The sequence below is a fragment of the Chromobacterium sinusclupearum genome (assembly GCF_002902845.1).
Lineage (GTDB): Bacteria > Pseudomonadota > Gammaproteobacteria > Burkholderiales > Chromobacteriaceae > Chromobacterium > Chromobacterium sinusclupearum.
Window position 1 is genome coordinate 113249 of record NZ_PPTF01000098.1, and the last position, 23656, is coordinate 136904.

Annotated in this window: 21 protein-coding genes and 1 pseudogene; 18 read left to right on the forward strand and 4 right to left on the reverse strand. The window is 52.3% G+C overall.

The window, feature by feature from the left end:
- Position 1 precedes the first annotated feature (1 nt).
- The 14 genes and pseudogenes from C2134_RS20255 to C2134_RS20310 all read left to right on the forward strand — a co-directional run bounded on the left by C2134_RS20255 (position 2) and on the right by C2134_RS20310 (position 16374).
- Entirely contained in the window at positions 2–424 is a 423-nt protein-coding gene (locus C2134_RS20255) for a helix-turn-helix domain-containing protein (protein ID WP_103321865.1), read from the forward strand.
- A gap of 239 nt (positions 425–663) precedes the next feature.
- Positions 664–1386 (forward strand): TnsA endonuclease N-terminal domain-containing protein, encoded by a 723-nt coding sequence (locus C2134_RS20260; protein WP_103321866.1) that lies wholly within the window; start codon positions 664–666, stop codon positions 1384–1386.
- Positions 1349–3319: a TnsB C-terminal domain-containing protein gene (locus C2134_RS20265; RefSeq protein WP_103321867.1), complete on the forward strand. Its 1971-nt coding sequence runs from the start codon at positions 1349–1351 to the stop codon at positions 3317–3319. Before C2134_RS20260 ends, C2134_RS20265 begins: the two co-directional genes overlap by 38 nt.
- Positions 3316–4284 (forward strand): TniB family NTP-binding protein, encoded by a 969-nt coding sequence (locus tag C2134_RS20270; protein ID WP_103321868.1) that lies wholly within the window; start codon positions 3316–3318, stop codon positions 4282–4284. The genes C2134_RS20265 and C2134_RS20270 overlap by 4 nt, the downstream gene beginning before the upstream one ends.
- Positions 4277–4630 (forward strand): annotated as a pseudogene (locus tag C2134_RS22195) (TniQ family protein); the annotation flags it as partial. The gene C2134_RS20270 and the pseudogene C2134_RS22195, both read left to right, overlap by 8 nt.
- Before the next feature lie 60 nt (positions 4631–4690).
- Complete coding sequence (locus C2134_RS20275; RefSeq protein WP_233196522.1) at positions 4691–5524, forward strand: hypothetical protein; 834 nt, start codon at positions 4691–4693, stop codon at positions 5522–5524.
- Positions 5499–7343, forward strand: a complete 1845-nt coding sequence (locus C2134_RS20280; protein ID WP_158248839.1) for a TniQ family protein — start codon at positions 5499–5501, stop codon at positions 7341–7343. The genes C2134_RS20275 and C2134_RS20280 overlap by 26 nt, the downstream gene beginning before the upstream one ends.
- A gap of 564 nt (positions 7344–7907) precedes the next feature.
- A complete protein-coding gene (locus C2134_RS20285) occupies positions 7908–8471 on the forward strand; it encodes a hypothetical protein (RefSeq protein ID WP_103321871.1) in 564 nt (187 codons plus the stop codon).
- A 37-nt stretch (positions 8472–8508) separates the two neighbouring features.
- Positions 8509–9120, forward strand: coding sequence for a hypothetical protein (locus tag C2134_RS21410; protein WP_146042235.1), 612 nt, complete (start codon positions 8509–8511; stop codon positions 9118–9120).
- A gap of 36 nt (positions 9121–9156) precedes the next feature.
- A complete protein-coding gene (locus tag C2134_RS20290; RefSeq protein ID WP_103321872.1) occupies positions 9157–10218 on the forward strand; it encodes a DUF4062 domain-containing protein in 1062 nt (353 codons plus the stop codon).
- Between the two features lie 281 nt (positions 10219–10499).
- A complete protein-coding gene (locus C2134_RS20295; RefSeq protein ID WP_103321873.1) occupies positions 10500–12323 on the forward strand; it encodes a DUF4365 domain-containing protein in 1824 nt (607 codons plus the stop codon).
- A 646-nt stretch (positions 12324–12969) separates the two neighbouring features.
- Entirely contained in the window at positions 12970–14067 is a 1098-nt protein-coding gene (locus tag C2134_RS20300; protein ID WP_103321874.1) for an ABC-three component system protein, read from the forward strand.
- Complete coding sequence (locus C2134_RS22200; RefSeq protein ID WP_103321875.1) at positions 14060–14551, forward strand: ABC-three component system middle component 2; 492 nt, start codon at positions 14060–14062, stop codon at positions 14549–14551. The genes C2134_RS20300 and C2134_RS22200 overlap by 8 nt, the downstream gene beginning before the upstream one ends.
- Positions 14548–16374, forward strand: a complete 1827-nt coding sequence (locus tag C2134_RS20310) for an SMC family protein (protein ID WP_103321876.1) — start codon at positions 14548–14550, stop codon at positions 16372–16374. Before C2134_RS22200 ends, C2134_RS20310 begins: the two co-directional genes overlap by 4 nt.
- A 290-nt stretch (positions 16375–16664) precedes the next feature.
- Here C2134_RS20310 and C2134_RS20315 read toward each other — a convergent pair whose 3' ends face one another.
- Both C2134_RS20315 and C2134_RS20320 read right to left on the reverse strand, forming a co-directional pair.
- Complete coding sequence (locus C2134_RS20315) at positions 16665–18467, reverse strand: ATP-binding protein (RefSeq protein WP_103321877.1); 1803 nt, start codon at positions 18465–18467, stop codon at positions 16665–16667.
- Positions 18464–19630 (reverse strand): SIR2 family NAD-dependent protein deacylase, encoded by a 1167-nt coding sequence (locus C2134_RS20320; RefSeq protein WP_103321878.1) that lies wholly within the window; start codon positions 19628–19630, stop codon positions 18464–18466. Before C2134_RS20320 ends, C2134_RS20315 begins: the two co-directional genes overlap by 4 nt.
- 193 nt (positions 19631–19823) lie before the next feature.
- Between C2134_RS20320 and C2134_RS20325 the strand changes: the two genes are divergently transcribed.
- The 3 genes from C2134_RS20325 to C2134_RS20330 all read left to right on the forward strand — a co-directional run bounded on the left by C2134_RS20325 (position 19824) and on the right by C2134_RS20330 (position 22006).
- Positions 19824–20660, forward strand: coding sequence for a hypothetical protein (locus C2134_RS20325; RefSeq protein ID WP_146042236.1), 837 nt, complete (start codon positions 19824–19826; stop codon positions 20658–20660).
- Between the two features lie 43 nt (positions 20661–20703).
- Positions 20704–21618, forward strand: coding sequence for a competence protein CoiA family protein (locus C2134_RS21415; protein ID WP_146042237.1), 915 nt, complete (start codon positions 20704–20706; stop codon positions 21616–21618).
- 109 nt (positions 21619–21727) lie between these two features.
- Positions 21728–22006, forward strand: coding sequence for a HigA family addiction module antitoxin (locus C2134_RS20330; RefSeq protein ID WP_103321880.1), 279 nt, complete (start codon positions 21728–21730; stop codon positions 22004–22006).
- Between the two features lie 73 nt (positions 22007–22079).
- On the opposite strand, the gene C2134_RS22205 is transcribed toward C2134_RS20330, so the two are convergent.
- Entirely contained in the window at positions 22080–22487 is a 408-nt protein-coding gene (locus C2134_RS22205; RefSeq protein ID WP_103321881.1) for an antitoxin Xre/MbcA/ParS toxin-binding domain-containing protein, read from the reverse strand.
- Positions 22488–22556: 69 nt separating this feature from the next.
- Positions 22557–23327 (reverse strand): Arc family DNA-binding protein, encoded by a 771-nt coding sequence (locus C2134_RS20340; RefSeq protein WP_103321882.1) that lies wholly within the window; start codon positions 23325–23327, stop codon positions 22557–22559.
- Positions 23328–23444: 117 nt separating this feature from the next.
- Between C2134_RS20340 and C2134_RS20345 the strand changes: the two genes are divergently transcribed.
- On the forward strand, positions 23445–23654 hold the full coding sequence (locus C2134_RS20345) for an Arc family DNA-binding protein (RefSeq protein ID WP_158248841.1): 210 nt from the start codon (positions 23445–23447) through the stop codon (positions 23652–23654).
- Positions 23655–23656 lie beyond the last annotated feature (2 nt).

Here is a 23656-nt window from a genome sequence, read left to right on the forward strand (position 1 = left end):
CATGAGTCCATTTTCCAACTTTCTGCATGAGCTGCGGTTGCGTAAACGCATCAGCCAAACGGAATTAGCCGACTTGCTCGGCTGTGGGCAAAGCTATGTGTCCGCATTGGAAGTTGGTCTCAAAGGCCCGCCCCCTGCTGAGTTCATCGCAAAGATGATCTCGGCCCTGAACCTATCTGAGAATGACCAGCTCAGGCTGCAAGAAGCCGTTGCGGCTTCCGAGCGTAAATTGGTACTTGATGTGGATGCGCCGCCGGAGGTTTACCAGTTGGTGGCGGACATGAAGCAGCGATTGGCTACGCTGCACCCTGCGCAAGTCCGCATGATTCGCGAAATTCTCGCGATGAAAGAGGTCTTGATCGAAGCGGTACCCGTACCGGCCAGGCGCTTGAAACGCCGAAAGAGGGAGGACGCCAGAATGTAAAAACGGAGCCAACTTTTCAGTGGCCCCGCTTGGTGGCATCAGCTGATACCACAGTCTAGTCAACTCAAGTATCTGCACAGCTCCCGCCAACGTCAAGCCACTGCTCATCCCCACTCACCGTTTGCCTGCCGGAATAACTCCGTCAGCAGGGCGTTGTTACGCCCGAAATCGGTGATATTCGACCCTTTTCGGTGGGTAAGTGGCCGTTGCTGCCCCTTGCCCACGTAGGAGGAGCAGTCATGCCTGCCATTTCACTCAAACGTCAGTTACTCAATCGTTCCCCAGGTGGCCTGGTCCACCAGCGCTCCCGAGAGGTGATCCACTCCACAGGCGGGATCATGCGCGGCAAATTCCCCAGCCGTAAAACCGGCCGTCTGGTGCACTACGAAGGCTTGCTTGAGCGGGATGCCATCTACCTGTTCGAGACATCCCCGCTGGTTGAAAGCTTCGCGGAGCAGCCCGAGCGCATCTACTTCCCCGATGGCAACAAGCTGCGGCGCTATACACCGGATTTTGTCCTCGATCTTCACGACGGCCGGCGCGTACTGGTTGAAATCAAGCCCGCCCGCAGCCTTCAGCAGCCCGATGTACGCCACAAGCTCGATTGTGTCGCGGCAGAGCTGGGACGAACGGGCCAAACCTTCCTGGTCTTGAGCGAAGCAGACCTTCGGCAGCAACCCCGGCTCGACAACCTGAAATGGATTTATCAGCACGCCTCCATGCGCGTCGTGTCGTTCATGCAAAGCCGTACCGCGATGGAGTCGTTGGCCGGCGGTTTCCCCATGACGCTAGATGCAGCAAGCCATGCGCTAACTATGCATGGCGTGGAGCCATTCGGCTTGTTACTGGATGGCTGGCTGCAATGCGACCTGTCTGAGCCCGTCAATTTCGATACCCCGGTTACCCTGAGCATGGAGAGCGATCATGAGTGGTTTCGCATTGCGCCAAAATATGGCTTTTGAATGGAATGGTGTCCCCCACATCATCGAGCGCCTGACGCCACAACAACAAGCCATCGTGCGCAGGGAGACGGATGGGCACACCCTCATCTGCGCATTTGATGCGCTGTTGTCCGCATACAGCGAAGGGCAGATAGCCGTGCCAGAGCATGCACTCGCCAAGAAACAGGTGCGTAGCTACAGCCGCCCGCTGGCGGACTTACCCCCTCATCTGCAAAAGGAAACCAAGCGCCGCATGGCGTATCTGGAAGGCCTGAAAGAACAAGGCAGCTATGTTCTGACCCCACAAAGCCTGGCCCCCATCATTACGCAGATTGCGCAGCAACTGGGTGACCCAAAGCCACCATCCCCTTCATCCCTCTACCGCTGGCTGAGCCGATTTCGCAATGCACAGGATATACGCGCGCTGATCCCCCGTTATGACCTGCGCGGCACCCACGCACTACGCCAGCCTGACAAGCTGCTGGAGCTCTTTTCCGAGGCCGCACAGGAAGCCTTTGCATCCACTCCTGCTGCGACAGGAGGGAATGTATATGATCGGCTGCAAATGAAGGTAGCTCAGGAAAACCGGCTCCGGTTTAACGAGAACCGCTTGGTCATGCCTTCACGACGCACCGTCTACCGCATGTTCAGCCGGATTGATGCCTACGATCTCACCGCGCTGAAATATGGCAAGAATGCTGCTGATCGACGCTTCCATATCTTCAAAAATGGCCCCGTCGTAGAGCACATCCTGCAACGGGTCGAAGTGGATCACACCCCTCTCGACTTGTTCCTGATCGATGACTTTTACCAGTTACCCCTTGGTCGCCCGACCCTGACCATTCTGATTGATGTCTATAGCCGTTTCCCGGTCGGATACTTCATCAGCTTTGGCCCACCTTCGGTGGAAGCGGTAGTTGGGGCCTTGCGCCATGCCATCCTGCCGAAGAAGGCGGCAAAGCCCGCAGTCCCAGCGGTTATTGTCGAGCATCGTTGGCCTTGCTATGGAGTGATGCAAGAACTGATCTGCGACAACGGGCTGGAGTTTCTTGGCACGACCCTGGAAGCCATCGCGCTGGACCTTGGTATCGGGCTGCAATTTTGTCCCAAACGTCAGCCTCGTTTCAAAGGCGTCATCGAACGCTTTCTCAAGACCGTCAATTACTACTTCACGCACCAAATGCCCGGCACCAGTCTGGCGCGCTTCACCGAGCGCGGGGACTACGACCCACAGAAGCATGCTGTCCTGACGCTCGGTGAATTTACCCACCTCTTCGAAAAGTGGCTGTTGGATGTGTATGCCCAGACCGTGCATCGGGGCATCGGCACGACGCCATGGGCCAAATGGCATGACGGTCTGCAACGCATGACACCGCAGTTGCCGGGAACCCTGGAAGACCTGCGCACCCGCATAGGCAAAGCTGAAGTTCGCAAGCTGAATCAGGAAGGGCTGTTCCTGATGGGTATCCGTTACGCAGGACCTGAGCTGGAGCCAATTCTGCGTACCTGGGGAAGCGGTACGCCTATACGGGTGGTGTATGACCCCTGCGATCTGGGCTCCATACTGGCTTGGCCACCCAAAGCCGAACACCCACTCACTATTGCTGCTGCCGATCCTGATTACGCGAAGGGGCTCACCGAGTTCCAGCACAAGACCATTCGCAAGATGCTCAGGGAACAAGGCAAGAAGGCTGCTAATCCACAGCGGCTGGCGGAAGCGCGTCATCAATTGATGCAGGAGGTCGATGCGCTGGTGCAAAGCCGCAAGCTCGGCAAGCGCAAACGTGCCGCCCGGCTCTCGGGTGCAAACAGCGACCAGCCTGAAGCCCGAATGTCCGCGCCCAAACCCAAACGGCAACTCAAATCGCAGCAACCTATCGCCAACCCTGCGTCGCCGCTGGCGCCGAAGCTGATTCCCTCCTTCAAGCTCCCATCGCGAAAGGACTGGAAATGATCCATCAGGAATTCATGGCGCTCAGCCAGTTCAGTCAGGAACACCTGAACTTCCCACCCTTCATGTCGGCATTCGAGGAAGTCGAGCGCGCCCTACAGCTGTATCGTTCCGGCGCAATGATCCAGAACCTGCTGATCACCGGGGAATCCGGCACCGGCAAGACCACGCTTTGTCAGCTCATCTGCCAGAAGTACCCGCGTGTCGTTCTGCCCGAACGCGATGTGCAGCCGGTGCTGTATGTCTCGATTCCTCCAGCGGCCACCATCGGCGGCGTGGCGGAAGTCATGCTGACCCGGTTGGGCGATCCACAACCCGGCCAGGGGACAGGCTCTGCCAAGACGGCTCGCGTCGCACGCTTAGCCAAGGGCGTTGGCGTCGAGCTACTGCTGATTGACGAAGCCAACCACATCCAGGACAGGGGGCAGTCGCCAACCCAGTACCTGGTCGGAGACTGGATCAAGAGTCTGCTGGATAACCTGCAAGTCCCGACCGTCCTGCTGGGGCTGCCTCGCGTGGAGAACCTGCTGCGGGTCAACGAGCAGTTACGCCGCCGCTTTTCCCGGCAGATGCGGATGGAGCTGGGGCAGAACCCGGATAAAAGCGTCGAGCAGGAATGCCTGGACCTGTTCTACACCCTGGCCAGCTGCATGCCAATTCCGTTTTCCATCGGTTCGGAAAGCTGGGAAAGCCTGGCATGCCGGGTGTACTTCGCCACCGATGGCCGCGTGGCCTACCTGAAAAAGTTGTTGATCAGCGCGATCCGCTTGGCCTTCGAGCAGTCCCTGAACGAAATCCGCCGGCAGGAGCTGGCACAAGCCTTTGAAGCCGAGATTTGGCCGCAAGGCACAGGCGCGCTCAATCCATTCAGTCGCGATTTCGTTTTCCGTCGTTTGGACCGACAGGGCGAGCCCTTTGAACAGGGCGCGCTCCGCGCCCAGACACGGGGGAGACCGGCTCATGTTTAAGCGTTCCGCCCTACCTCTTCGCCCTAGGCCAGCCATGGATGAAAGCATCGGTGGTTTTCTCCACCGGCTGTTTAGCCTTCATGGCCACCGCACACCACGATGGCTCACACGGGCGCTTTGCACGAGCCCCCGTCAGGCTGCCCTTAACGACTTTGGGGATCAGTTCTTTGATCTGCCAAGCGATTCCGCGTGGCTGCGGGCTCAGCACACGCTCAAATCGGCTATCCCGGAACCTTGGCGCAGCCGCAGTACGTCATCGCTTCGACTCTGCCCTCGATGCCTTGTGGAGCGCGGGCATCATGCCGCGTACTGGACTTTACCTTGGGTGACGGTCTGCCCTCGGCATCGCACCCAGCTACGGGAGCGCTGTCTCTGCGGCCGCACTCTGTATTGGACAACCCTGGACATGGACTGGTACTGCCTTTGTCGGCGGAGCCTGTTGGATGACGACACGGCGGAACCTACCGTACTCAACTACCGATTGTCCGAGGTGATTATCCAGCGCGCCCAGCAACATCCTGTGCGTCTATCCGCATACCTGGCATGGCTGCACTTTGCCAGCCAGTTGGTAAGCCGACTTCCGCCGACCGAAGAAAAACCGCGTGGTCCTCAGTTGCATCTGGAAGTACTGTCCCAGCCGCTGACACAACTTAGGCAATGGCTGGCGCACGGCATTCTGGCGACCTACGCCCAGCCTGGGGGGGCGTTCATCTACCTGAACTCGGAAAGCAAGCCGCTGGCCATCTCGCGCTGGATTTCTCGGCATGACCTGGGCCATACCCGACTCATGGCGCGCTATATCACGCCATTACTACACTACCCAACGCCACTCAATCATGACCGGATCACGCTGAACCCAGCCATACCGGCTCAGGCATACCAACAGCAACTGTGCCGGCTGTGGAACCAGTGGCAACATCGACCACGGCCGGCGGTTCTGCCGCAAGCGTTCCCGGCCTGGCTCAAGCACCGCCATGCACATGATCAGGATCAGCAACACATTCGTCTGCGGTTACAGCTGCTGAACCAATGGCTGGCCAACGGCATTCAGCCGGCCTTGCCTCTCTTCGCCGTACTTTCCGAGCTGCCCGGCAACGATGGCTCCCCAACGACCCTGATTCGGCAACTGGACCACTGGCTTGGTCAGCTACGTCGTTCCAGTCTGGAACATTTTGCCCAGCAAGTATTCGCCACCGATGCAAAGGAGAACCCGCATGTTGCGCTATCACGTCGCGGCTAACCGACAGCTCCCCAATTACCGCCGGACAAACCAGAAACTCCGTCTGCCGATTCGTGTGCGGCCCTATCCAGGCGAATCCGGTATCAGCTATCTGACTCGGCTCGCCTGGGCCAATGGCTATGACTCGTTCAATCCGCTGCTACGCCAACTGGCATTGCTATCCGAACAACCTGCCCGACTACGGGCCTTGCTTCATTTATCACAGGAGGAATGGCAAGGACTGTATTTGCCTTGGCCCACGCGTATGCGGCCTGCTGATGCGCAAGCCCCGGATCAGCGCGATCTAGCCATCAATTACGCCACGACCCGATGGTGTCCTGTCTGCATGCGCAATGAGCCCCATCTAGATGCGCGCTGGAGCATTCGCCTGTACTGCATCTGCCCCTACCACCACAACCTGCTGCTGGATGCCTGCCCGGAATGCGAAGCCGTGTTGTCTGCCGGACAAGTCCTGTGTGGTCACTGCCACCACTGCGGACAGTCGCTGACCGAAAAAGTCTTTGAAGCGTCCGAAGCCATCAAGATGGTTCAGAGTACGTTTCAATGCTCGGTCGAGCGTGAAAACCAAATATTCCTGTCAATCACGCCACAAGGCTGGGCACGACTGATCCAGCTTGTCGCCAATATCGAACTGAGGGCGCAAGGACAGAAAACCGGGCAACTGGCGCAGCTGCATCGCGTGTCGGTATTGGCAGCCGTCAGCCACAAGCTCGGCTCTTTGTTGGAAAACTGGCCAGACAACTTCTACCCCTGGCTCGACAAGATCAAAACCTCCGCACCCAGCTCATTCAGTCTGCGCCGCAGCTTCGGTCGCCTCTATCACTGGCTGTACGTGGAACTGGACTCTCCCGAGTTTGACTTCCTGCGCGAAGCATTCGAGGTCTACCTGAAACAGCATTGGGAAGGCCCCATTACCCTGCGCAATCATTGGCAGACGGGGCTGCATGGGCAAGGCAATTGCATCACGATTCAGGAGGCCTGCCTGAAGCTACGCGTGACGCCTGCCGAGCTAAAGCGGCTGCATGCTGCCGGCTGGTTGCAGGCCAACATCGTCACCAGCCAATGCGGACGACGATTCTGGTCGATTCCCGAAGCGCAGTTACCCCTGGTCAGGATGGAGCTAAGCGAAGGCCTTACCCTGGAAGCGACCGCCAAGTACCTGGGGTTCAGCAAAACCCGAATCCGACAGCTGGTGGCTACGCGGGTACTGCTCCCGCAATTCACGCCTGGTGAGCATGGAGCAAGTGTCTGGCGGTTTGCGCTGGATTCCCTGCGGGTTCTGGTGACGCGTTGCCAGATACGAGGCATTACGCCTTCACCAACCCAGCCAACCATCACGCTGAGCAATGCCCTGAAAACCATGCGGATTGACGGGCCATGCTTTACCGCGCTGCTGCGCGCCATCATGAAGCGCGAGGTGTTGCTTGTAGAGGGTAGCTCAGAGGCAAGCAAGCTCAGCCGCATCCTGCTCGACAAGCGAACACTTGATGACTGGTTGTCGACTTATTGGATAGAGCACGCGGGGTTGCTGACGATTCCTGAGGCGGCAAAACAGTTAGGACTCAAGGAACAGGTGGCATACCACCTGGTGCAACGCCGATTGCTGGCATCGACCCTCCGCAATCAGACCCAGCTTTGGATCACGGCCGAAGCCGTTGCCGATTTTGAACGGCAGTACGTGGCGCTCAGCACGTTAGCGCACGATGCCCAAACATCGCCGAAGACGCTGCTCGCAAAGCTCACCGTACAGCCCGTCACCGGGCCGACCGTAGATGGCTGCCGGCAGTATTTCTACCGGAGGGTGGACTTGCAAACGTAGCGCTCAGTGCTTGGGCTGACGGGGCTTTCGGTGGGCTTTACGCTGGTGGCCGGCATAGGCGGCTAAGGATGCAAAGCCGAGAACGACCACCACAAGCGCCACCAAGGATTCTGCAGGCATCAGTGTCTCCGTGAAATCAACCAAGTGCTTGTACTCAAAGCTAACCAAGGATGGAAGAGGTGGCAAGGGTTAAGTCTGGCGAGATCATGGCAGGAACGGACCCACGGCAGGTCCAGCATCAAGAGCAACCGACAACGCTATTGTCATAGATCATTCCGGCGATGGATACTACTCAGATACTATTCCCTATCACGCTTTACTTTGCGCCGTGGCTGGTGGTCTTGCTGTCGGTGGCTACCTGCATAAAGTACCAAGGCTGCAAAGAGCAGACCGAAGACTACTAGCCCAAATATCGACGCTGACGCCATATATCTTCTCCTTCTACCTGAACGCATGCGAATCATCAAATATAGTGCGTAACCATATCGAATAATTTTTGGAAAAATGGCGTTTATGACATATATAAAACATAGATCAAAAAATAGCAACTCTTGGATATCATCGATGATGATAGCAATTGCTCCTGCCTTAATAGGTATATTTGCATCACTAATTACAGCATATGCAGGCCAAAAAACGACAGCATATCTTGAAAGTGAAAAAATAATTAGAACAAATTTAGAGGATGCATACAACAAAACATTGCAATATGACAAATTGGCCACCGAATTAAATATGGCTGCATTTCCAAATAAAAATGAAGTTCAGAGCAATTTTGCCGCCATGCGCTACAACAATGCAATCGAGAATTACAACAAGCTTTTAAATTCAACTTATGCGCTTATTGATATATATGGGGATAACATAGAAGCACAGTCAAGCAAGTTGAAAGAGTGCAGCAAAGAATATGTCAACAGTGCGGCGGATATGTTCATAATGAATTTACAAATATACAAAATAACAGACTTCGGAACGCCAGCATACAAAGAGATCGCTGGAAAATATAAATTACCAGAAAAACAAAACCAATTAGTCGCCATCAGATTAAATTGCACAAAAGCTTCCGATGAAATGAGAGATTCGATCAAGCGTGAAATAAAAAGTCGTCTGACTCATAGCATTCTATAAGCAGAAAAATATATGCACACAGAACTTTCAATTGTTTATGAAGGCAATTATTCAAAACAATAAAGGGGTGAAATTGAAACACTACAGAACAAAAAAGAGATGTACATCATGTAAAGAGCTCATCCACTATCAAGCCACAAAATGCGCACATTGCGGAGAGTACCAGACAACGAGAAAAATTATAACATCCGGCCTGCCAATATTAGCCGGATTTATATTAACATCTCTTTCAATTATCACAGCATTGCCAATAAAGAATCTCATTGAGAAGCAACAACCAATCATACAGATAGCAATACTAAATAGTAATTCGCATGACATGACCTTCATGGTCACAAACGTAGGAAATCAACCAGCAGGTGTTGCAAGTGTAGAAATTGATGCGAATTTCACCAATGGTGATTATTCAACACACTATCTTCAAGTTGGAATAGATAAGGGCTTAATTGAGCCGAATAAGGCTTATATAATAAAGGCTGAAAATGGATCACCCATACCTTGGACTATGCCACCAGATATTATTCAAAACTTACCAGTAAAAATAAAGCAATCGCTCGGCAATGCATGCAAGTTATCAATAAACTATGTGAGAGTTGACGGAAGAGCAGAAAGTGCATCATTGCCATTTTCATGCATTCCGATTGGTTAATTTAAATAAACTTCACTATTTAAATGATTAAAATATATGCAAAAGCGCTATCAAGTATTTCTTAGTTCGACATTCCGAGATCTTGAAGTAGAGCGCCTAGAGGTAATGCGAGCACTCTTAGAGCTAGACTGCTTTCCGTGTGGAATGGAGTATTTTCCTGCATCGAGTGATGATCAATGGTCGTTCATAAAAGATCTAATCGATCAGTGTGACTACTACGTAGTAGTGATAGCAGGTCGTTATGGCTCTGTCGATGCAGAGGGCATTAGCTTTACAGAAAAAGAGTATCGCTATGCCCTTGAGAAGGGGATTCCTGTTTTAGGGTTTGTCCATGCAGACCCAAGCCAAATCCCCAATGGAAAGTCCGAGCTTGAGCCTGAAGCACAAAAGCGATTGGAGCAGTTTCGTGCGCTTGTGCAGACGCGACTGTGCAAGGAATGGAAAACGGCGGCAGAACTCGGTGCAGTAGTGTCGCGGAGCTTGACACAACTCATACGGCGTACTCCACGGCCAGGATGGGTTCGAGCTGATCAGTTAGCTAGCACGGAAGCTGCAGTGGAGATCGTTCGTCTCCGACAGCTCAATGATCAACTCACACAAGAGCTTGGCAAATTATCAGTCGCGCGTCCAACAGGATCGGAGGAGCTTGCACAAGACGATGATAGAGTCGAGCTTGCTTTCACTGTTACTCTCACGGATCGTAGTGAGGGATACCCGTATCAGTATCAAAGGGTCGCAAGCACCGGACTCTTCAGTTGGCGTGAGTTGCTTGTCGCGTGTGGCCCATATTTGCTATCAGAGTCAAAGCTCTCAAATATAAAATCTGCACTTAATCGCATTCTAAAAGAGAAAGCGTTCCCAGATATATCCGCCTCTTACCCCAACCTCGATTTCAGCGCAGTAGCAATTCATGAATCAAGCCTCCAACTTGTAATTGTTCAATTCACAGCACTAGGCTATCTACAAATCTCGACTACTCGAGATGAAAGTGGAAAAGAACTCCGTACTGCTGTACTTACACCTTTAGGACGGAGTGAGTTGATGGCCGCGTCAGCAGTCAGACGCGGCGTTAAAGTCACATCTGAAACTAAAAATTGAATATATTACTGTACATGACGTCGGCAGCCCGATCTTATGAGCAGTCACAGTAGAGGCTACGAGCCTGCACATCAAGGCTATTGGTGGGAGGAGAGTTCCAAACATCTCTAATGTTAGATGTTAATCTTTAAGTGATGAAAATGTCTTTACAAAGGCAGCTCAAACCAATATCTAAATATCATTAAATAAATAATATATCGATAACCGAGTACTCACGGACCAGATCATCGAAAGGTCAAAGAGTTTTTATAAAATTTTAACTTGAGTATTGCCCAACGAAAATGAACGCAAAAGAGATCGGCCGGACCGCGGGGAGAATTTTCGCCTACCATTTGCCAGCTAATTGGGTTTTCCGCAGCCAGGAAGACCAGGAGGATTATGGGATAGATGGTGAAATTGAAATTACTAGCCCAAAAGATATGGCTACTGGTTTTATTTTCAAAGTCCAGATCAAGGGGCAACAGAAGGTCTCCTACATAGATCAGGGTACATATGTCTCTTTCGACATGCCTGTAGAGCGTCTGCGTTACTACATGCTGCAGATTGAAACACCAATTATTCTAGTTGTAGTCGATGTAACCGATGAGAAGATATTCTGGGCAAGTCTACAAAATAATACGAAAATAGCCAATGACCTCGCGAAAGCTACGGAAAGTGGCCAAAAAACGGTGGTGGTTCATCTTCGGTCTGAAGATACTGTGCCAGAGCATACGACTGAACTATTGGTTGCGGTTGAGCAGAATATGAATTGGCTACGGCTACACGCTTTTGAGCGGCTGACAGGGTCAATCGACACCCTGATTAAAAGCTCTCACAGCGATGTACTCAGAGCCTTATTGGAGCAGAACAAAAAGGTCACATTTGACATCTTCAATGAACAGTTTGAACGACTCTACAAAGAGGGTAAGTTCAAGGAGCTGGTAACGTCAGCTAAACCAGTGATTAATTCTGCGACCGAGCTGATCGAAACTCGGATAAGTGCAGGGCTCTATGTTGAGCGAGTATTTGAAGCAGAAGTTGGTAGGCGAACACCTCAGGGACTTGCTGCATTTGCTGATTTGTATGCGTTAATGTTAAAAATCATTCGGAAAGAGAAGACCCCCGCATATTTGAGGCGCTACGTGATTATGCTAGTGCGTGTACTACGCCTACAGGTGGCAGTAGAGTCAGACTATCATTACTTCATTTCATCTGAGCAGTTCCCACGAGAAAGTATCACTGGGTGGATCGTATCAACCTCCAGATCACAAATTAGTGGTCGTGCTTCACGTGAAATTGAGAAAGTTATCTTGCTTATAAACAGGATGATTCTTGTTGGGGAATATCATGTTTTTCTGGATGCTCTTCCAAGATTGATAGGTGCTATTACGCTGTTTGCGCTTAGATTAAAAATAGAAAAATTTGAAAATCAGGCAGATTATATTTCATCATGGCTGAAATTCTGTCTAAATCTCGCGATGGAATTAGCTATAACTACTAAAAATCAAGATTTGCTGGCTCAAATGATTATGCAATATGCGCTATCTGAACTCGATGAAAAAGGGAAGCTAACGCGCATCGAAGAATCTTTTACGTTTTTGAACAAAATTGATGACTCTGATGTGAAAATGAGAGTTCAACAACATCTGCAAAATCTAAAAAGCCAAAATGAGCAGGAACAGCCTGAAATGACACCATCCCAGGAGATCGATGCATTTCGCTCTCGTGCATTTGCTCTTGGGTTTAATGTTGATGATCCAGATGACGAAATTGGTAAAATTATTCGGCAAGGATTAATTGACTACAACCCAGAACGAGTCGTTAGAGATTGTGAATCACTAGTAATGATCCCCTCTCTTGCACTCGGAGTTCCAGCCCAAATGGTCGGTCTCAGATCTGCAGGGATGAAGTGGTTGTACTGTTTGAAGAAAGGTCATGCCATGGCTGGTTGGCGGCTTGATGATATTTATTCATCTCCAATTCCAGGAACAGGCTTCAAACTTATTCATTGCGAATCCTGTGAATTCAGGCAGCCTAGAAGCACAAACTGGCAGTGGACAAGCAAATGGCAACAAAACCTTGCAGAGGAACACAGCGAGATATACGACCGTATTGGCCGGATTTGAGGATGCAGCGAGCCAGTACAGATCAGTTGGAGCTTAACTATAAAATCTCACTAATTGTGTCGCAAACTCAAGAAATATGCATTAATCGTGGCATATGGAAAACGTGGCAAGTCAGTGAATTTGAAAAAAGCCTTGTAAATCATAGTTAACGTTTTTACCAATCGTGTCACCCTACAGATTCTGTAGGATCCCACGAAACTCTAGATTTTTCCCACTTTTCTAGATTTTTGGGATTTCACACGCAGCCTACGCTGTGAAAGGGTGGCCTCCTAATTTTTGGAGGCCATTCTCATATTAGCTTGATGAACTCCCTGACCGAGGCGTCTACTCGGCCTACTAAGTGGGTTCTCGCTGTTGTGGCCTGGACGGCCTGCTGCCGACCCATTGCAGCCGTTCGGGTTCAAGCAATGTTTTACCCATACTAGAGTGGACGAATGATAGCTAAAACTGATGGTCACTCTGTCGCAGCTGCTAGAGTATGCTGATAAAATATAGAGCTAAAGGCTGTACTACTGCCTTGTCTAGCTTCAGGCCTACTTTTTGTTGCGTTTTCATCCAAGAGTGGGTTTAGTGAGGCCCTTGAGACTTGTGTGGGTACCAGCTTCCGAGAGGCCTTGGCCTTGCTTTCACGTAGTGAGCAAACGGATTGATCTCCAACACGGACCTCTACGATATCAACCCTAAGGTACCGACTTGCAAGGCATCTCCTGTGCACGTCCATAGTGGTGTTCCAATACCCAAAGTTATGCGGGTGAGAGTCTTTAGTCCTGAAGATTGGGAAGAGTTCATTCAGGAATGGGCTAGCTCACTCAAGACTCAATACGACAAAGTTCGTCGCTTTGGTGGCTCTGGTGATCTCGGTGTGGATATAGCAGGCTTCTGCACGGACCAGGGCTTCAGAGGCGCTTGGGAAAACTATCAGTGCAAGAGATATGATCATCCCCTTCGACCTAGTGATATCTGGGTCGAGATCGGAAAGATCATCTACTACTCCCATATTGGCGAGTACGTTTCGCCGCAGAAACACTATTTTGTATGCCCGCAGGATATCGGCACCAGCCTAGAAAAACTCCTGAATACGCCTTCAGAACTCAAGAAAAAAATGGCCGAGAATTGGGACAAGCATTGCTTGGCTGGTATTACCTCAACAACTGAGGTGCCGCTTACAGGAGCACTACTATCCTATTTTGATACCTTCGATTTTTCTGTTTTCTCATCAAAATCGCTTGTTGAGCTCATCGAAGGCCATAGCAAGACTGGTTTTCATGCTGTACGCTTTGGAGGTGGGTTACCACCACGACCTGATCCTGAGTTTCCACCGGAAACCCCAGCGGAAATCGAAAGTCGGTATATCCGACGACTTCTCGACGCTTATGGCGAGCATCTTGGCGTGAGTATGCTCGACCCAGATGCTCTCAACGCGCACACTCCGTTGAAACGCGACTACCTGCGGCAGCGCGAGCGCTTCTATCACGCCGAATCCCTGCGTAACTTCGCACGCGATACTGTGCCAGAAGGTACATTTGGTGCACTGCAAGAGGAAATTTTTTACGGTGTCATTGATGTCTGTGAAAGTAGTCACGTCAATGGCTTTGAGAGAATGAAAGCGACGGTTGCGCAGGCCTCGAGTGTCGCAGCAACATCGAACCCATTAGCTTCTGCCGTCAAGACACAGGATCGGCAGGGGATTTGCCACCAGTTGGCCAATGATGACCGCCTGATATGGGTGCAGGAAGATGAGTAGTCCGAATAGTCCTAGCCCCTTTAATAGCCCGCTCGAGACGGGCGTCCGCTCACTTGCGATTCTTGTCGCAGGATTTCCTACAGCATTCGATTTGCAGCGGCTCGTTGAAATGGACTACCTTGTCGTCCACTCTGGGGATGCTGATGGCCCAGAAAGCCTTCATGTGCCATTGCCCCTGCGCGCTGGTGAACTCCTAGTGAGGCGCGGCCTGATTGAAAAGGGACTGATCCTAATGATGAGCCGCGGCCTGATACAGCGCACCCTGGGAGATGATGGATTCAGTTATGTGGCGTGCGAAACTGCAGCCCCCTTCATCTCCTCTCTCACATCGGAGTATTCCCGTCGACTAATACTACGTGCCGAATGGGCCTTTAGTCGATTCGAGAACGTGCCAACCGAGGAGGTACGTCGTATTACGCACCGTATATTCGAAAGGTGGTCAAGCCAGTTCCAATCAACTCATCGGGCTGGGAGTGACCAATGAGCGATAACTACCTACAGCTCCGCAGGATCATATTTGAAGGACCGAGTGACCAGGCCGAGCTGAATTTCGTTTCTGGCGTCAATGTCATTTGCGGTGCGTCCGATACAGGTAAATCGTTTCTCGCTGAGTCAATCGACTTCATGCTCGGTGGTTCGGAACTCCGAGAAATACCGGAACGAGCAGAATATGGCGAGATAAAACTCGACCTAAATGTCTCCGATGGTGAGAACTGGCGCTTATGCCGGTCGACGTCGGGCGGGAATTTCAGAGCCATCAACCTCGACAGCGGTGATGCTACTGGAATCGTGCTCAAACAAGCTCATGCCCATGGAAAAACCGACAATCTTTCTGGATTCCTTCTTGAAAAGTTGGGACTCCTTGGCAAACGCATTCTAAAGAGCAGCGCCAAATCGACAACCCAAAGCCTGAGCATACGAAATCTCGCGCGGCTAGTCATTGTTCAAGAGGATGAAATCCAGCAAAGGGGCTCGCCATTCTGGGGTGGACAATATACGACCAAGACCGCAGAACTAGCAACAATAAAATTACTACTTACCGGGATTGATGACTCGGCGGTAGTCTCTTTCATTGACACAGGCCCCGAAAATGAAAAGCAGATCGCTCTTATTGATGATTTACTCGCCGACATCTCTATCGAGCTCGAGAAAATTGGAGAAACCCGGGGCGAATTAACTGCCCAGCTTGAGCGCCTCGAAATTTCAATAGAGACCCGCCGTGAGGCCCTTGATGCAGCCCAGCGCCAGCTCGATGATTTGTTGGCTCAACGGCGCAAGCTGTTTGAGGAGCGCCGGACTATTCAGGATCGTCTCGACGAGATTTCGGATCTACTTACCCGCTTCGACCTGCTTCGTGAGCACTACAACGTGGATATCGAACGACTTATAGCGATCCGCGAGAGCGGATCGTTGTTTGTTCATACCAGAGCCGTACCATGCCCGCTTTGTGGCACGCCACCTGAAGCTTTGCACCTCGAACAGTCATGCGAAGGCAATGTTGACATCATTGTGCTAGCTGCAAGTGCCGAAATTAAAAAAATAGAACGACTGCAAAGCGAGCTTAACGATATGATCGCAGATCTACGGGATGAAGCAATGGAACTCAAAGCCTTGCTTTCGGACAAAGATGCTGCATACGAGCAACTCAACATGAAAATCCAGGAGACTGTCGCCCCGGAAGTTCGCGATGTCCGTTCGTCTTTTTCAATGCTCATAGAAATACGAGCAAACGTCCAGAGAGCACTCGATCTTTACTCACGAGCAGAGAAACTCGAAAACCGGAAGCTGTCATTACAAAACGAGGATAATGGCAATGCAATAGTGGGTACTGTAACATCAGGTATCCCAGAATCCGTAGCACACGCCCTCTCCAAGAAGGTGTCTTTCATCCTCAAGGCTTGGAATTTTCCAGGTGAGTGCCACGTATACTTCGACAAACAATCCACTGATTTCGTGATCGATGGAAAACCGCGCGGCAGCCGTGGTAAGGGATTGAGGGCGATTACTCATGCAGCTGTTTCCATCGGACTACTGGAATACTGTCAGGAAAACGGGCTGTCTCATCCGGGGTTTGTTGTTCTTGACTCACCTTTGCTTGCATATTTCAAACCTGAAGGTGATGAGGATCTTGCACTCAAAGGAACGGATCTCAAGGAGCGATTCTACGAATATCTTTTAAGCCACCATGGTACCGAAAGCCAAATAATCATCATCGAAAACCAGCACCCTCCAGAGACTCTTACAGGTCAACTTGCGATGGATATTTTCACTGGCAACCCTAATGAGGGCCGTGCTGGCCTTCTGTAGGCGCGGTGGCTTTCGTGGATTCCGGAAATAAGGGAATTGGCAAGTTGCCGCCGGCCATCATCGGCACTAGTAGCTAGCGGCACCGCTAGCCAGATTTGCGAGAATCTGCATTAGCAACTTGTGCCCCTTTGGGTATACGTCCTTGACGACCTGAAACCTCAATTCCTTTACTTCGTCTGCCTCAAAGCAAAAAAGCTGACTAATATCCTGGAATTAGCGAAGGACCGCTTATGCCGGCGATCAGCCCTCACTACAACGAGCTGGCTCGCAGGCGCTGTACTTCATAAAGATCATTGCGTCCAACGTCCGATCGCAGGGCCTACCGCAGCCTCGTCATTGGGTAGATCCGCCCACCCACCAACAAAGCTTAAGTCGTTCGAGTTAGGTAGCTGCTCTGCCGTAAGCTCTCTAATCTTGATCCGCGCGGGCAGCGCCGCAGCCTCACCGACAAAAACAGCTTCACGTCGACCGAGTGACGACAACATTCGCACGATGCCGGAAAGGCTATCGGGAAGGAATCTTCGGACGTGATCTTGGTCGGCACCATTCGTAAGCCGAAGGATGATCCACGAGTTGCATTGCGACAAAACAGTGCTTTCAACATCAGAGGGTCTTTGCGATACCAGCATCAAACCCAGTCCATACTTGCGGCCCTCCTTCGCAATACGCCGAACAGCGTCTTGGGCTTCCTTATACTGTGCATCTCCTCGATCGGGAACATATCGGTGCGCTTCTTCACACACAATCAATACCGGGTCACGCTCTCGCTCAGCCCTAGTCTGCCAGACCTTGTAATTGAAGAGCAATCTGCAGACTAGTGCGGTTAGAGTCCCTGCAACCTCATTTGGTGCGCCCGAGATATCTACAACTTTGACGGTAGCCCCATCAGCTGTCGCGCCAGTCAATTGCAGGATGGCTGCCGTGAGCGTATCCGCGGCTTCATCCCTCATCAGAAACTGTAAGCGGGGATCGGTCCGAAGAACACTTAACTTATCGAGAATTGAGTCGTGGGACTTCCGCTCAGTTGCAGACAGCGAGTCTTTTCTCCCACTCTTCCTCCCCTGTACTTGGTCAATATGTCGCTGAAACTCGTCCAACGAGAAGCGAATAGGCTTATCACGATCAAACGCTACGATATCAGCATGCGTCTTGCCGTCCACAAGCACCTCGGAAAGGTCCCCGTCAGGGTCGTCGGGGATGGGCTGCACGATTCCAGCAGTAACCATCCGAGCATGTTTCAGCGCCTTGTAGACGATGTTGTTCTGAGACGTGGCTTCCGCTTCCGTCTTTCCGATGATTAGCGCTCTTAGCTCATCACCCGACATCAGCCAGTAAGGCAATCGGAGCTCAGTTCCTGGCGCATCTTGCACAGCCGACGCATACGCACGAAGGACTTGGCATTTCCCCTGGAAGGCAGCCCCATACTCACCATGGGGATCAATCACGACCATCCTTGGCCGAATTACCTCATCGCTATCTTTTTTCTTATGCTCAAGTACCGAATGAATCAGCGCAGCGACCGTGCCTGACTTCCCGGAGCCAGTAGACCCCAAGACAGCGCAATGCTGCCCAAAGAGCTTATCCACGTTTGCTCGACATACAGCACCATTACTGCCGACATAGGTCCCAATCGGAACGAGTGGCGAAACGCCGTTGGACAGCTTGGCTCGCTCCGCCGCAGCAAACAACTCGTCCAACTCATCTGCCGTAGTGAGGTACACTCCCTGCAAAGGCAAGGGATACATTTCAACCCCCCGACTGATACCTAGACCATCCCCATCGCTGCGCCAGGTCCCTTGCGCGAATAGATCCGCCTCAAGGAGGCGAGAATCATCTCCAGGCGCGATCCGCGCGGCCCCCTCTTCAATCGCAAGTTCCGATCGCATTCGCAGCATCCTGACGTAGGCGAACAGCAGCCGCCGCCCGTAATGAATTTTGATGATGCTACCCAGTTGGCCAACCAAATACACCCGTCCATCCACGACTCGTGTCAGGTCAGAGAGCTCAGCGTCAATCTCAACTCTCATCGACTCCCCAGATACTTCAACGATCTTGCCAATGCGAAGCTCAGCACGTTCTGAGAACTTGCTCATTTGATGGCTCCAGTCTTGAGGAAATTGGTGAGTCCACCGAAGGTCCACCATGGGAGATTAGCAGCAGAATCGTCGACCAAGCGTTTGCCACCTGCATACAGCGCCTTGTCGGTAGCCACGTAGATTCGTGATTTGAACGGCGCAGACTGCCATGCCTCCAAGCGGCCTGGCAGCTTGGAGACTCCAGATGAACCTACTTCGCGCACAAAGGCAATCACATTGGTTTTATTGCCTTCACGGAGCAACGCATCTTCAATTTCAAGGTTGATGTGTTCATCCCCGAAGCTGTATCCCACGACGCAAAGAACATGGCTCTCAGACGAATACAACACCCGACGAAAAGCACCAAAGAGTTCGGCAAACGGGTCCTTCTGTGTTTCGACGTACTTGGTAGCTTGCGGATAGATGAGTGTATCTTCGAGCTTAGACAGGTAATTCGTACCATACCTCGCTCGCACCAAAGTACCGTCCTGCGCCCGGAGCCAGTCAACCGACCCGTGAAGTTTAATGACCTGATGGCTGCGAGGCGGCAAACTCTCTGCATCCTCAGTACGATGCCCGGTCCAAAAGCCGATACCACCGTTAGAAAACCCATCGAAGACCCTGCGCCTTGAGAGAGACAATGCATCCTCGATCAGGGTGTCGTAGTTTGTTGTAACAAAGACAACCCGAGAGCGCGACTCCAGGTTCGCGCGCCCTGCGAACAGAGCATCCATGAAAGCCTTGTGATGCGACACTTCAACGATTGGACTCTCTAGCGACCCAACTTCTTCGGGGGCACCACTGACAGGAGATTTGTAGCCATAACGAATGGTCTCCGCGATGTGTCGGATCACCGTCGCATGCAACCCGTTGAGGGCTGCTACATCGAACTCTTGCCCCCCCAAAGAAACCTTGCCTTGTCTACCCCGCGATGCAATCGCAATAAGGTCACCAAGATGGCTCAGGACGTGTTCAATATGGGCGTCCGTGGGCAGATCTTCGCGAAGGATTTTGAGTAACTCATCGTGAGGGGGCTGCACGAGCGTCCCCACGCGCTCTGTGAGCTGATACATCAAAGGGATCTTCGCATCGAAGCTAACCCCAGCGCCCATCAGCCAGACCTGTACATTGGTTTCGAGAAGTTTCAATACCTCCTCGACGCCCTCATTAAAGTCTTTCATCCCTTCTCCTAATTAATCTGGACTCCATCCACTGCATTCGCGGAACTCAAGTGGAGTGGGGTTCGTCAAGGCTTGCTGAATTGGACGCTACCGCGCGTTTCTTCTGATGAATAGGGAGAACAGGCTTGAGCTGCCTGCACACCTGCATGATAGGATAATGGCATTTTCAAGGAGTGGCCAGCTAGGGGGGAGTATGGCATTGCCATCACTGGACGGACATTGGCATCAAAACAAACGTGGAGACGCTCGCATCTATCTATTAGATGTGCACGATAAGGATCAACCAGATGCAGGGTTCATTGCTCAACTGTTGATCGAGCAAGTGGAAAGCTCTGTGCCTGATGGGCAAGGCGGCCCGCCCTTAGAGGCCGGGTTGCAGCTGTTCTATGAGGTTATATGGCGCCACAACGCCAGGGGGCCAGCAGCGAAGGGGCACTTCCAGGCAAGTTATCGACGAGGCTTTGGTGGTGAGGAAACCGTTTCGTTAACGGGTAGCCGCGGGGCTCCTGGAGCTGTATTTCTCGACCCAGAACCGATACGCGGTCTACGAATAGGCACCTACCTGATGAATCAGGTTGTTACTTGGGCACTACGTTGGCCGGAAGCGGATGTATGCCCAATTCGCTTGAACAGCAACCAGGGCTATGAAGAAAACCGCGCACGGCGCAACCGTTTCTATGAGCGATTCGGTATAGTGTTCAATTACCGGGATGATACGCATAGCGAAGGCATATCGCAGCCAATGAAGGTGCGCGAGCTGCGGCAGGTAAATACCTGGCAGCAAAATATCCAGGAGCGTGATGTGCGAGACGGTTTAGCCATGCTACGGCTAGAAAATGAGCGCTTGGCACTGGAGCGGGATGGACGATCACGAGCGCTCGATCATGTACGAAACGAGTTGGGCCGCGCTCATCGCCATCCGCTGCTATGGGCTTTACTACAGATGTGGCAGATATATGCGCCGAGCCGCAGTCAGATCTTCCTAGCACTCTTAGCGATGGGGTTGATATGGTGGCAATTCAAGTCCTGATCAGATCTAGAGCCCGAAGCGGGTGTCTAGCTTGGACCGGTTCATGAGCCTGATCCCATTCGGTTTGAAAGATGGTGTCCTGGTCGAGGTCGGGGAGGTTTCCCAAGGGCTAGCCTGTGGCTGCATCTGCCCAGCTTGTCGCGGCCCATTAGTGGCCCGTCATGGCCAGATTAACATCCATCATTTTGCCCATCACTCGCGTGCTTCCTGCACCGAGGCGATGGGTCAAGCCATGCTGCTAGCCATTGTTGAAGCCCTGCAGGTGCCAGCTTGCAAACTCCGCTTACCGGGGCCACAACCAAGCGTCCTCATTCTTGAGGCAGTGACCCTGCCGGTGACCACGGTTCCGGGGGGGGCCGCTGTGCAGGTCTGGTACCGTCAGCATCCTCTGCAGCTGCTAGTGGAATGGGATCTGGCCTCCGGCACCGCCACACGCTCGCAATGGCGGGCGCAGTGTGTGCCCTCCATCGCGCTCAACCTAACTACTTTTATTCGCGAAATCCAACACGGGCAACAGAAGCAAATCCGCAAGCGCGATGTTCAGTTCTGGCTACAGACGGAAGGACACAAGAGTTGGATCTATCGCACCCCGCGGCCGGTGTCGGAGACACCACTCCCTGATTGTCCACAAGACGAGCATCGCGCAGTCTCCATGCCTTCACCAGTCGCATTGGCGCGACCAAGACCAACGACACCGCCGGCCATCATTCCGCGACCACGGAGTCAAACCCCACCCAGCCAGGAAGAAATTCGAGGGGCGCTGATGGCCCAGCTAGCGCATCGCACTCCTCGGGCTCCTGTTGATGTAGATCTGTTCACCTTCAGAATAGAGACCGCTATCCGGCTCGGTGTATTGGTGGATGCTGGGCGGCGCTACCTGTTCAAATCAAATCTATTACCAGCAGATGACCTTTGGGTAGGACAAGTCTTGATTCGACTCGGCTACGGGGCCGAGTGACATCAGTCCAGGGTCCTGGGTTTCTGTGTTCCCCCTAGTAGGCACCACCTCTCCCCCGTAGTTCTGCCTGCTACTATGAAATAACGAAAAGACCAAAGGAGGCTTCCGCATGCCTGCTATGCACAACCCCGCACACCCCGGCGAAGTCCTCCAGGAGTGGCTTGAAGGCATCAGTGTGACAGAGGCTGCCGATAAGCTCGGGGTAACTCGGGCGGCGCTATCGCGCATTCTGCACGGTCATGCAGGCATTAGCGCTGATATGGCCCTCCGCCTTGCAGAAGCATTAGGTACCAGCCCTGAGCTCTGGCTAGGTATGCAATCTTCCTGGGCGCTTTGGCAGGAACAGCAGAAGCCACGGCCGCATGTCGAGAAGCTGTTGATACGCTGACCAGGGGGCCTGAGCGGGCAGTCGGGCTTGGCCTGATCACCCTGTAATAAGATGGCGCCGCGCCTCTTCCGCTTCAGACCGGTAGTCCCCAAGAAATAGACTGAAGCACTCGCCTGACCATCTCGGCCCCAAGTGCGGTATCCAGCAAGCTGATGGGTGCGCAATCTAGCTCTTGGTGATAACGGGTCAACCATTCTCGAGCGTTTTCATCACTCCCCAGCGTTTCTCTCGCTTCCCTAACCATGCCTATCACCCGGAGTAGCCGTTCGCTAGCCGCAGAATCCAGATGCCGCCCCGATGCGTTTGCCCGCAAGGCCCTCTGGACCGAGATGCCGACTACATCACCGATAACCTGAGCCGGCACCTGCAACCACTCTGCAACTAGCATCAGTCGATTAGCTGGTAAACCTGCTCGAATCGCCTGGATCTGCTCCATCGGTGCCAAGCCAGTCAGATCCCACTCCTGCAATAACATACCCATCCTTCCTGTTTGCGCATGTCATGGAAAATCTCAACAACCACGAACTTGCACTCAAACCAGACCCGAGACCTACTTCTTTTCTAACTTTCCCGCCAAAAGGCTGATGGAGTCCTCAATGGCATCAAGCCTTTCCAACTGCTGCTGATGCAAAGCTTTGACTAGCTCTCCAAGGCGGTTGCCATGCTCACCACCCGCACTCTGCGGAGCCACCTCGTAAATCCAGACCGCCACCAATTTCTCCAGATAGTCTGGCAAAACCTCAGGAATATCGATGATTTTGCCGCGTATTTGGCGTATGCCATCGGTTTTATATGCCTTGCAGAAATTATCTAGCGCTTCAGGGGCCAGGGGGTCTAGCTCAGATTGTTTGCACCAATCCAAGTAACCTAATACCAGCTCGCCTTTTCTTCTTTCTTCAACCAGCCGCAAAAACCGCGTAGGGTCCTCATGTGCTAGATACGTGGACTCTCTAGCATACCGACGCCATGCGACAGCGAGCTCCCGCAGGTAATGCGCATCTACCTCATCGATGCCTGAGATAGCCTCCACCTGCCCGTTCCCTGGATTTTCGCTGTTATAAAGCTGGCAATACCCTTTGAAATTCTTCTCTTGCGTGGGCGTCTGCTCGCTGGCCCACGATTCGAAATCAAGAAGGAGCTCAACTTTTCGCATCTCAGGCGCCTGTCGAACCGCAATCGGCGAGGGGGCAAGAAACGACGCCTCAAGACGAAAAACGATCTCTGCATTCAGGGATCGTCCTGCCTCTTCGGCACTCTCCTTCAGCTGCTCATACAGGTCCCAGGGCAGCCGAAACTGGGAACGAAAGATGTCTTTGCTCATGTCTACATAGTGACATCAGATCACTACGCTGCTAAAGTGACAAAACAGTGACACATGGTAATTTATACCATTCTCCAAGGTAGAGAAACCTCGGTGAACTTGCAGGAGAGAGCACAGATGACTCACAAAACCTCCGGAATCCACCGCTCACAGTATCGCTTTCCCCAGCCTGTCGCCGACTGGCTGAAGCAACAAGCCGCCACGAACTTCAGAAGTGTAAACGCAGAGCTACTGGCAATTCTCCATGATGCGATGCAGAAGCAAATCCTAGATCCATCTCGGTCATTGAGCCATCAAGTGGACGACGAAGTCGTCACCAAGTCTTAGCA

Bases quoted from the DNA above. Each gene is read 5' to 3' on its own strand.
- C2134_RS20255 (WP_103321865.1), top strand. From the start codon at position 2: ATGAGTCCATTTTCCAACTTTCTGCATGAGCTGCGGTTGCGTAAACGC.
- C2134_RS20260 (WP_103321866.1), top strand. From the start codon at position 664: ATGCCTGCCATTTCACTCAAACGTCAGTTACTCAATCGTTCCCCAGGT.
- C2134_RS20265 (WP_103321867.1), top strand. From the start codon at position 1,349: ATGAGTGGTTTCGCATTGCGCCAAAATATGGCTTTTGAATGGAATGGT.
- C2134_RS20270 (WP_103321868.1), top strand. From the start codon at position 3,316: ATGATCCATCAGGAATTCATGGCGCTCAGCCAGTTCAGTCAGGAACAC.
- C2134_RS20275 (WP_233196522.1), top strand. From the start codon at position 4,691: ATGGACTGGTACTGCCTTTGTCGGCGGAGCCTGTTGGATGACGACACG.
- C2134_RS20280 (WP_158248839.1), top strand. From the start codon at position 5,499: ATGTTGCGCTATCACGTCGCGGCTAACCGACAGCTCCCCAATTACCGC.
- C2134_RS20285 (WP_103321871.1), top strand. From the start codon at position 7,908: ATGATGATAGCAATTGCTCCTGCCTTAATAGGTATATTTGCATCACTA.
- C2134_RS21410 (WP_146042235.1), top strand. From the start codon at position 8,509: ATGAAGGCAATTATTCAAAACAATAAAGGGGTGAAATTGAAACACTAC.
- C2134_RS20290 (WP_103321872.1), top strand. From the start codon at position 9,157: ATGCAAAAGCGCTATCAAGTATTTCTTAGTTCGACATTCCGAGATCTT.
- C2134_RS20295 (WP_103321873.1), top strand. From the start codon at position 10,500: ATGAACGCAAAAGAGATCGGCCGGACCGCGGGGAGAATTTTCGCCTAC.
- C2134_RS22200 (WP_103321875.1), top strand. From the start codon at position 14,060: ATGAGTAGTCCGAATAGTCCTAGCCCCTTTAATAGCCCGCTCGAGACG.
- C2134_RS20310 (WP_103321876.1), top strand. From the start codon at position 14,548: ATGAGCGATAACTACCTACAGCTCCGCAGGATCATATTTGAAGGACCG.
- C2134_RS20315 (WP_103321877.1), bottom strand. From the start codon at position 18,467: ATGAGCAAGTTCTCAGAACGTGCTGAGCTTCGCATTGGCAAGATCGTT.
- C2134_RS20320 (WP_103321878.1), bottom strand. From the start codon at position 19,630: ATGAAAGACTTTAATGAGGGCGTCGAGGAGGTATTGAAACTTCTCGAA.
- C2134_RS20325 (WP_146042236.1), top strand. From the start codon at position 19,824: ATGGCATTGCCATCACTGGACGGACATTGGCATCAAAACAAACGTGGA.
- C2134_RS21415 (WP_146042237.1), top strand. From the start codon at position 20,704: ATGAGCCTGATCCCATTCGGTTTGAAAGATGGTGTCCTGGTCGAGGTC.
- C2134_RS20330 (WP_103321880.1), top strand. From the start codon at position 21,728: ATGCCTGCTATGCACAACCCCGCACACCCCGGCGAAGTCCTCCAGGAG.
- C2134_RS22205 (WP_103321881.1), bottom strand. From the start codon at position 22,487: ATGGGTATGTTATTGCAGGAGTGGGATCTGACTGGCTTGGCACCGATG.
- C2134_RS20340 (WP_103321882.1), bottom strand. From the start codon at position 23,327: ATGAGCAAAGACATCTTTCGTTCCCAGTTTCGGCTGCCCTGGGACCTG.
- C2134_RS20345 (WP_158248841.1), top strand. From the start codon at position 23,445: ATGACTCACAAAACCTCCGGAATCCACCGCTCACAGTATCGCTTTCCC.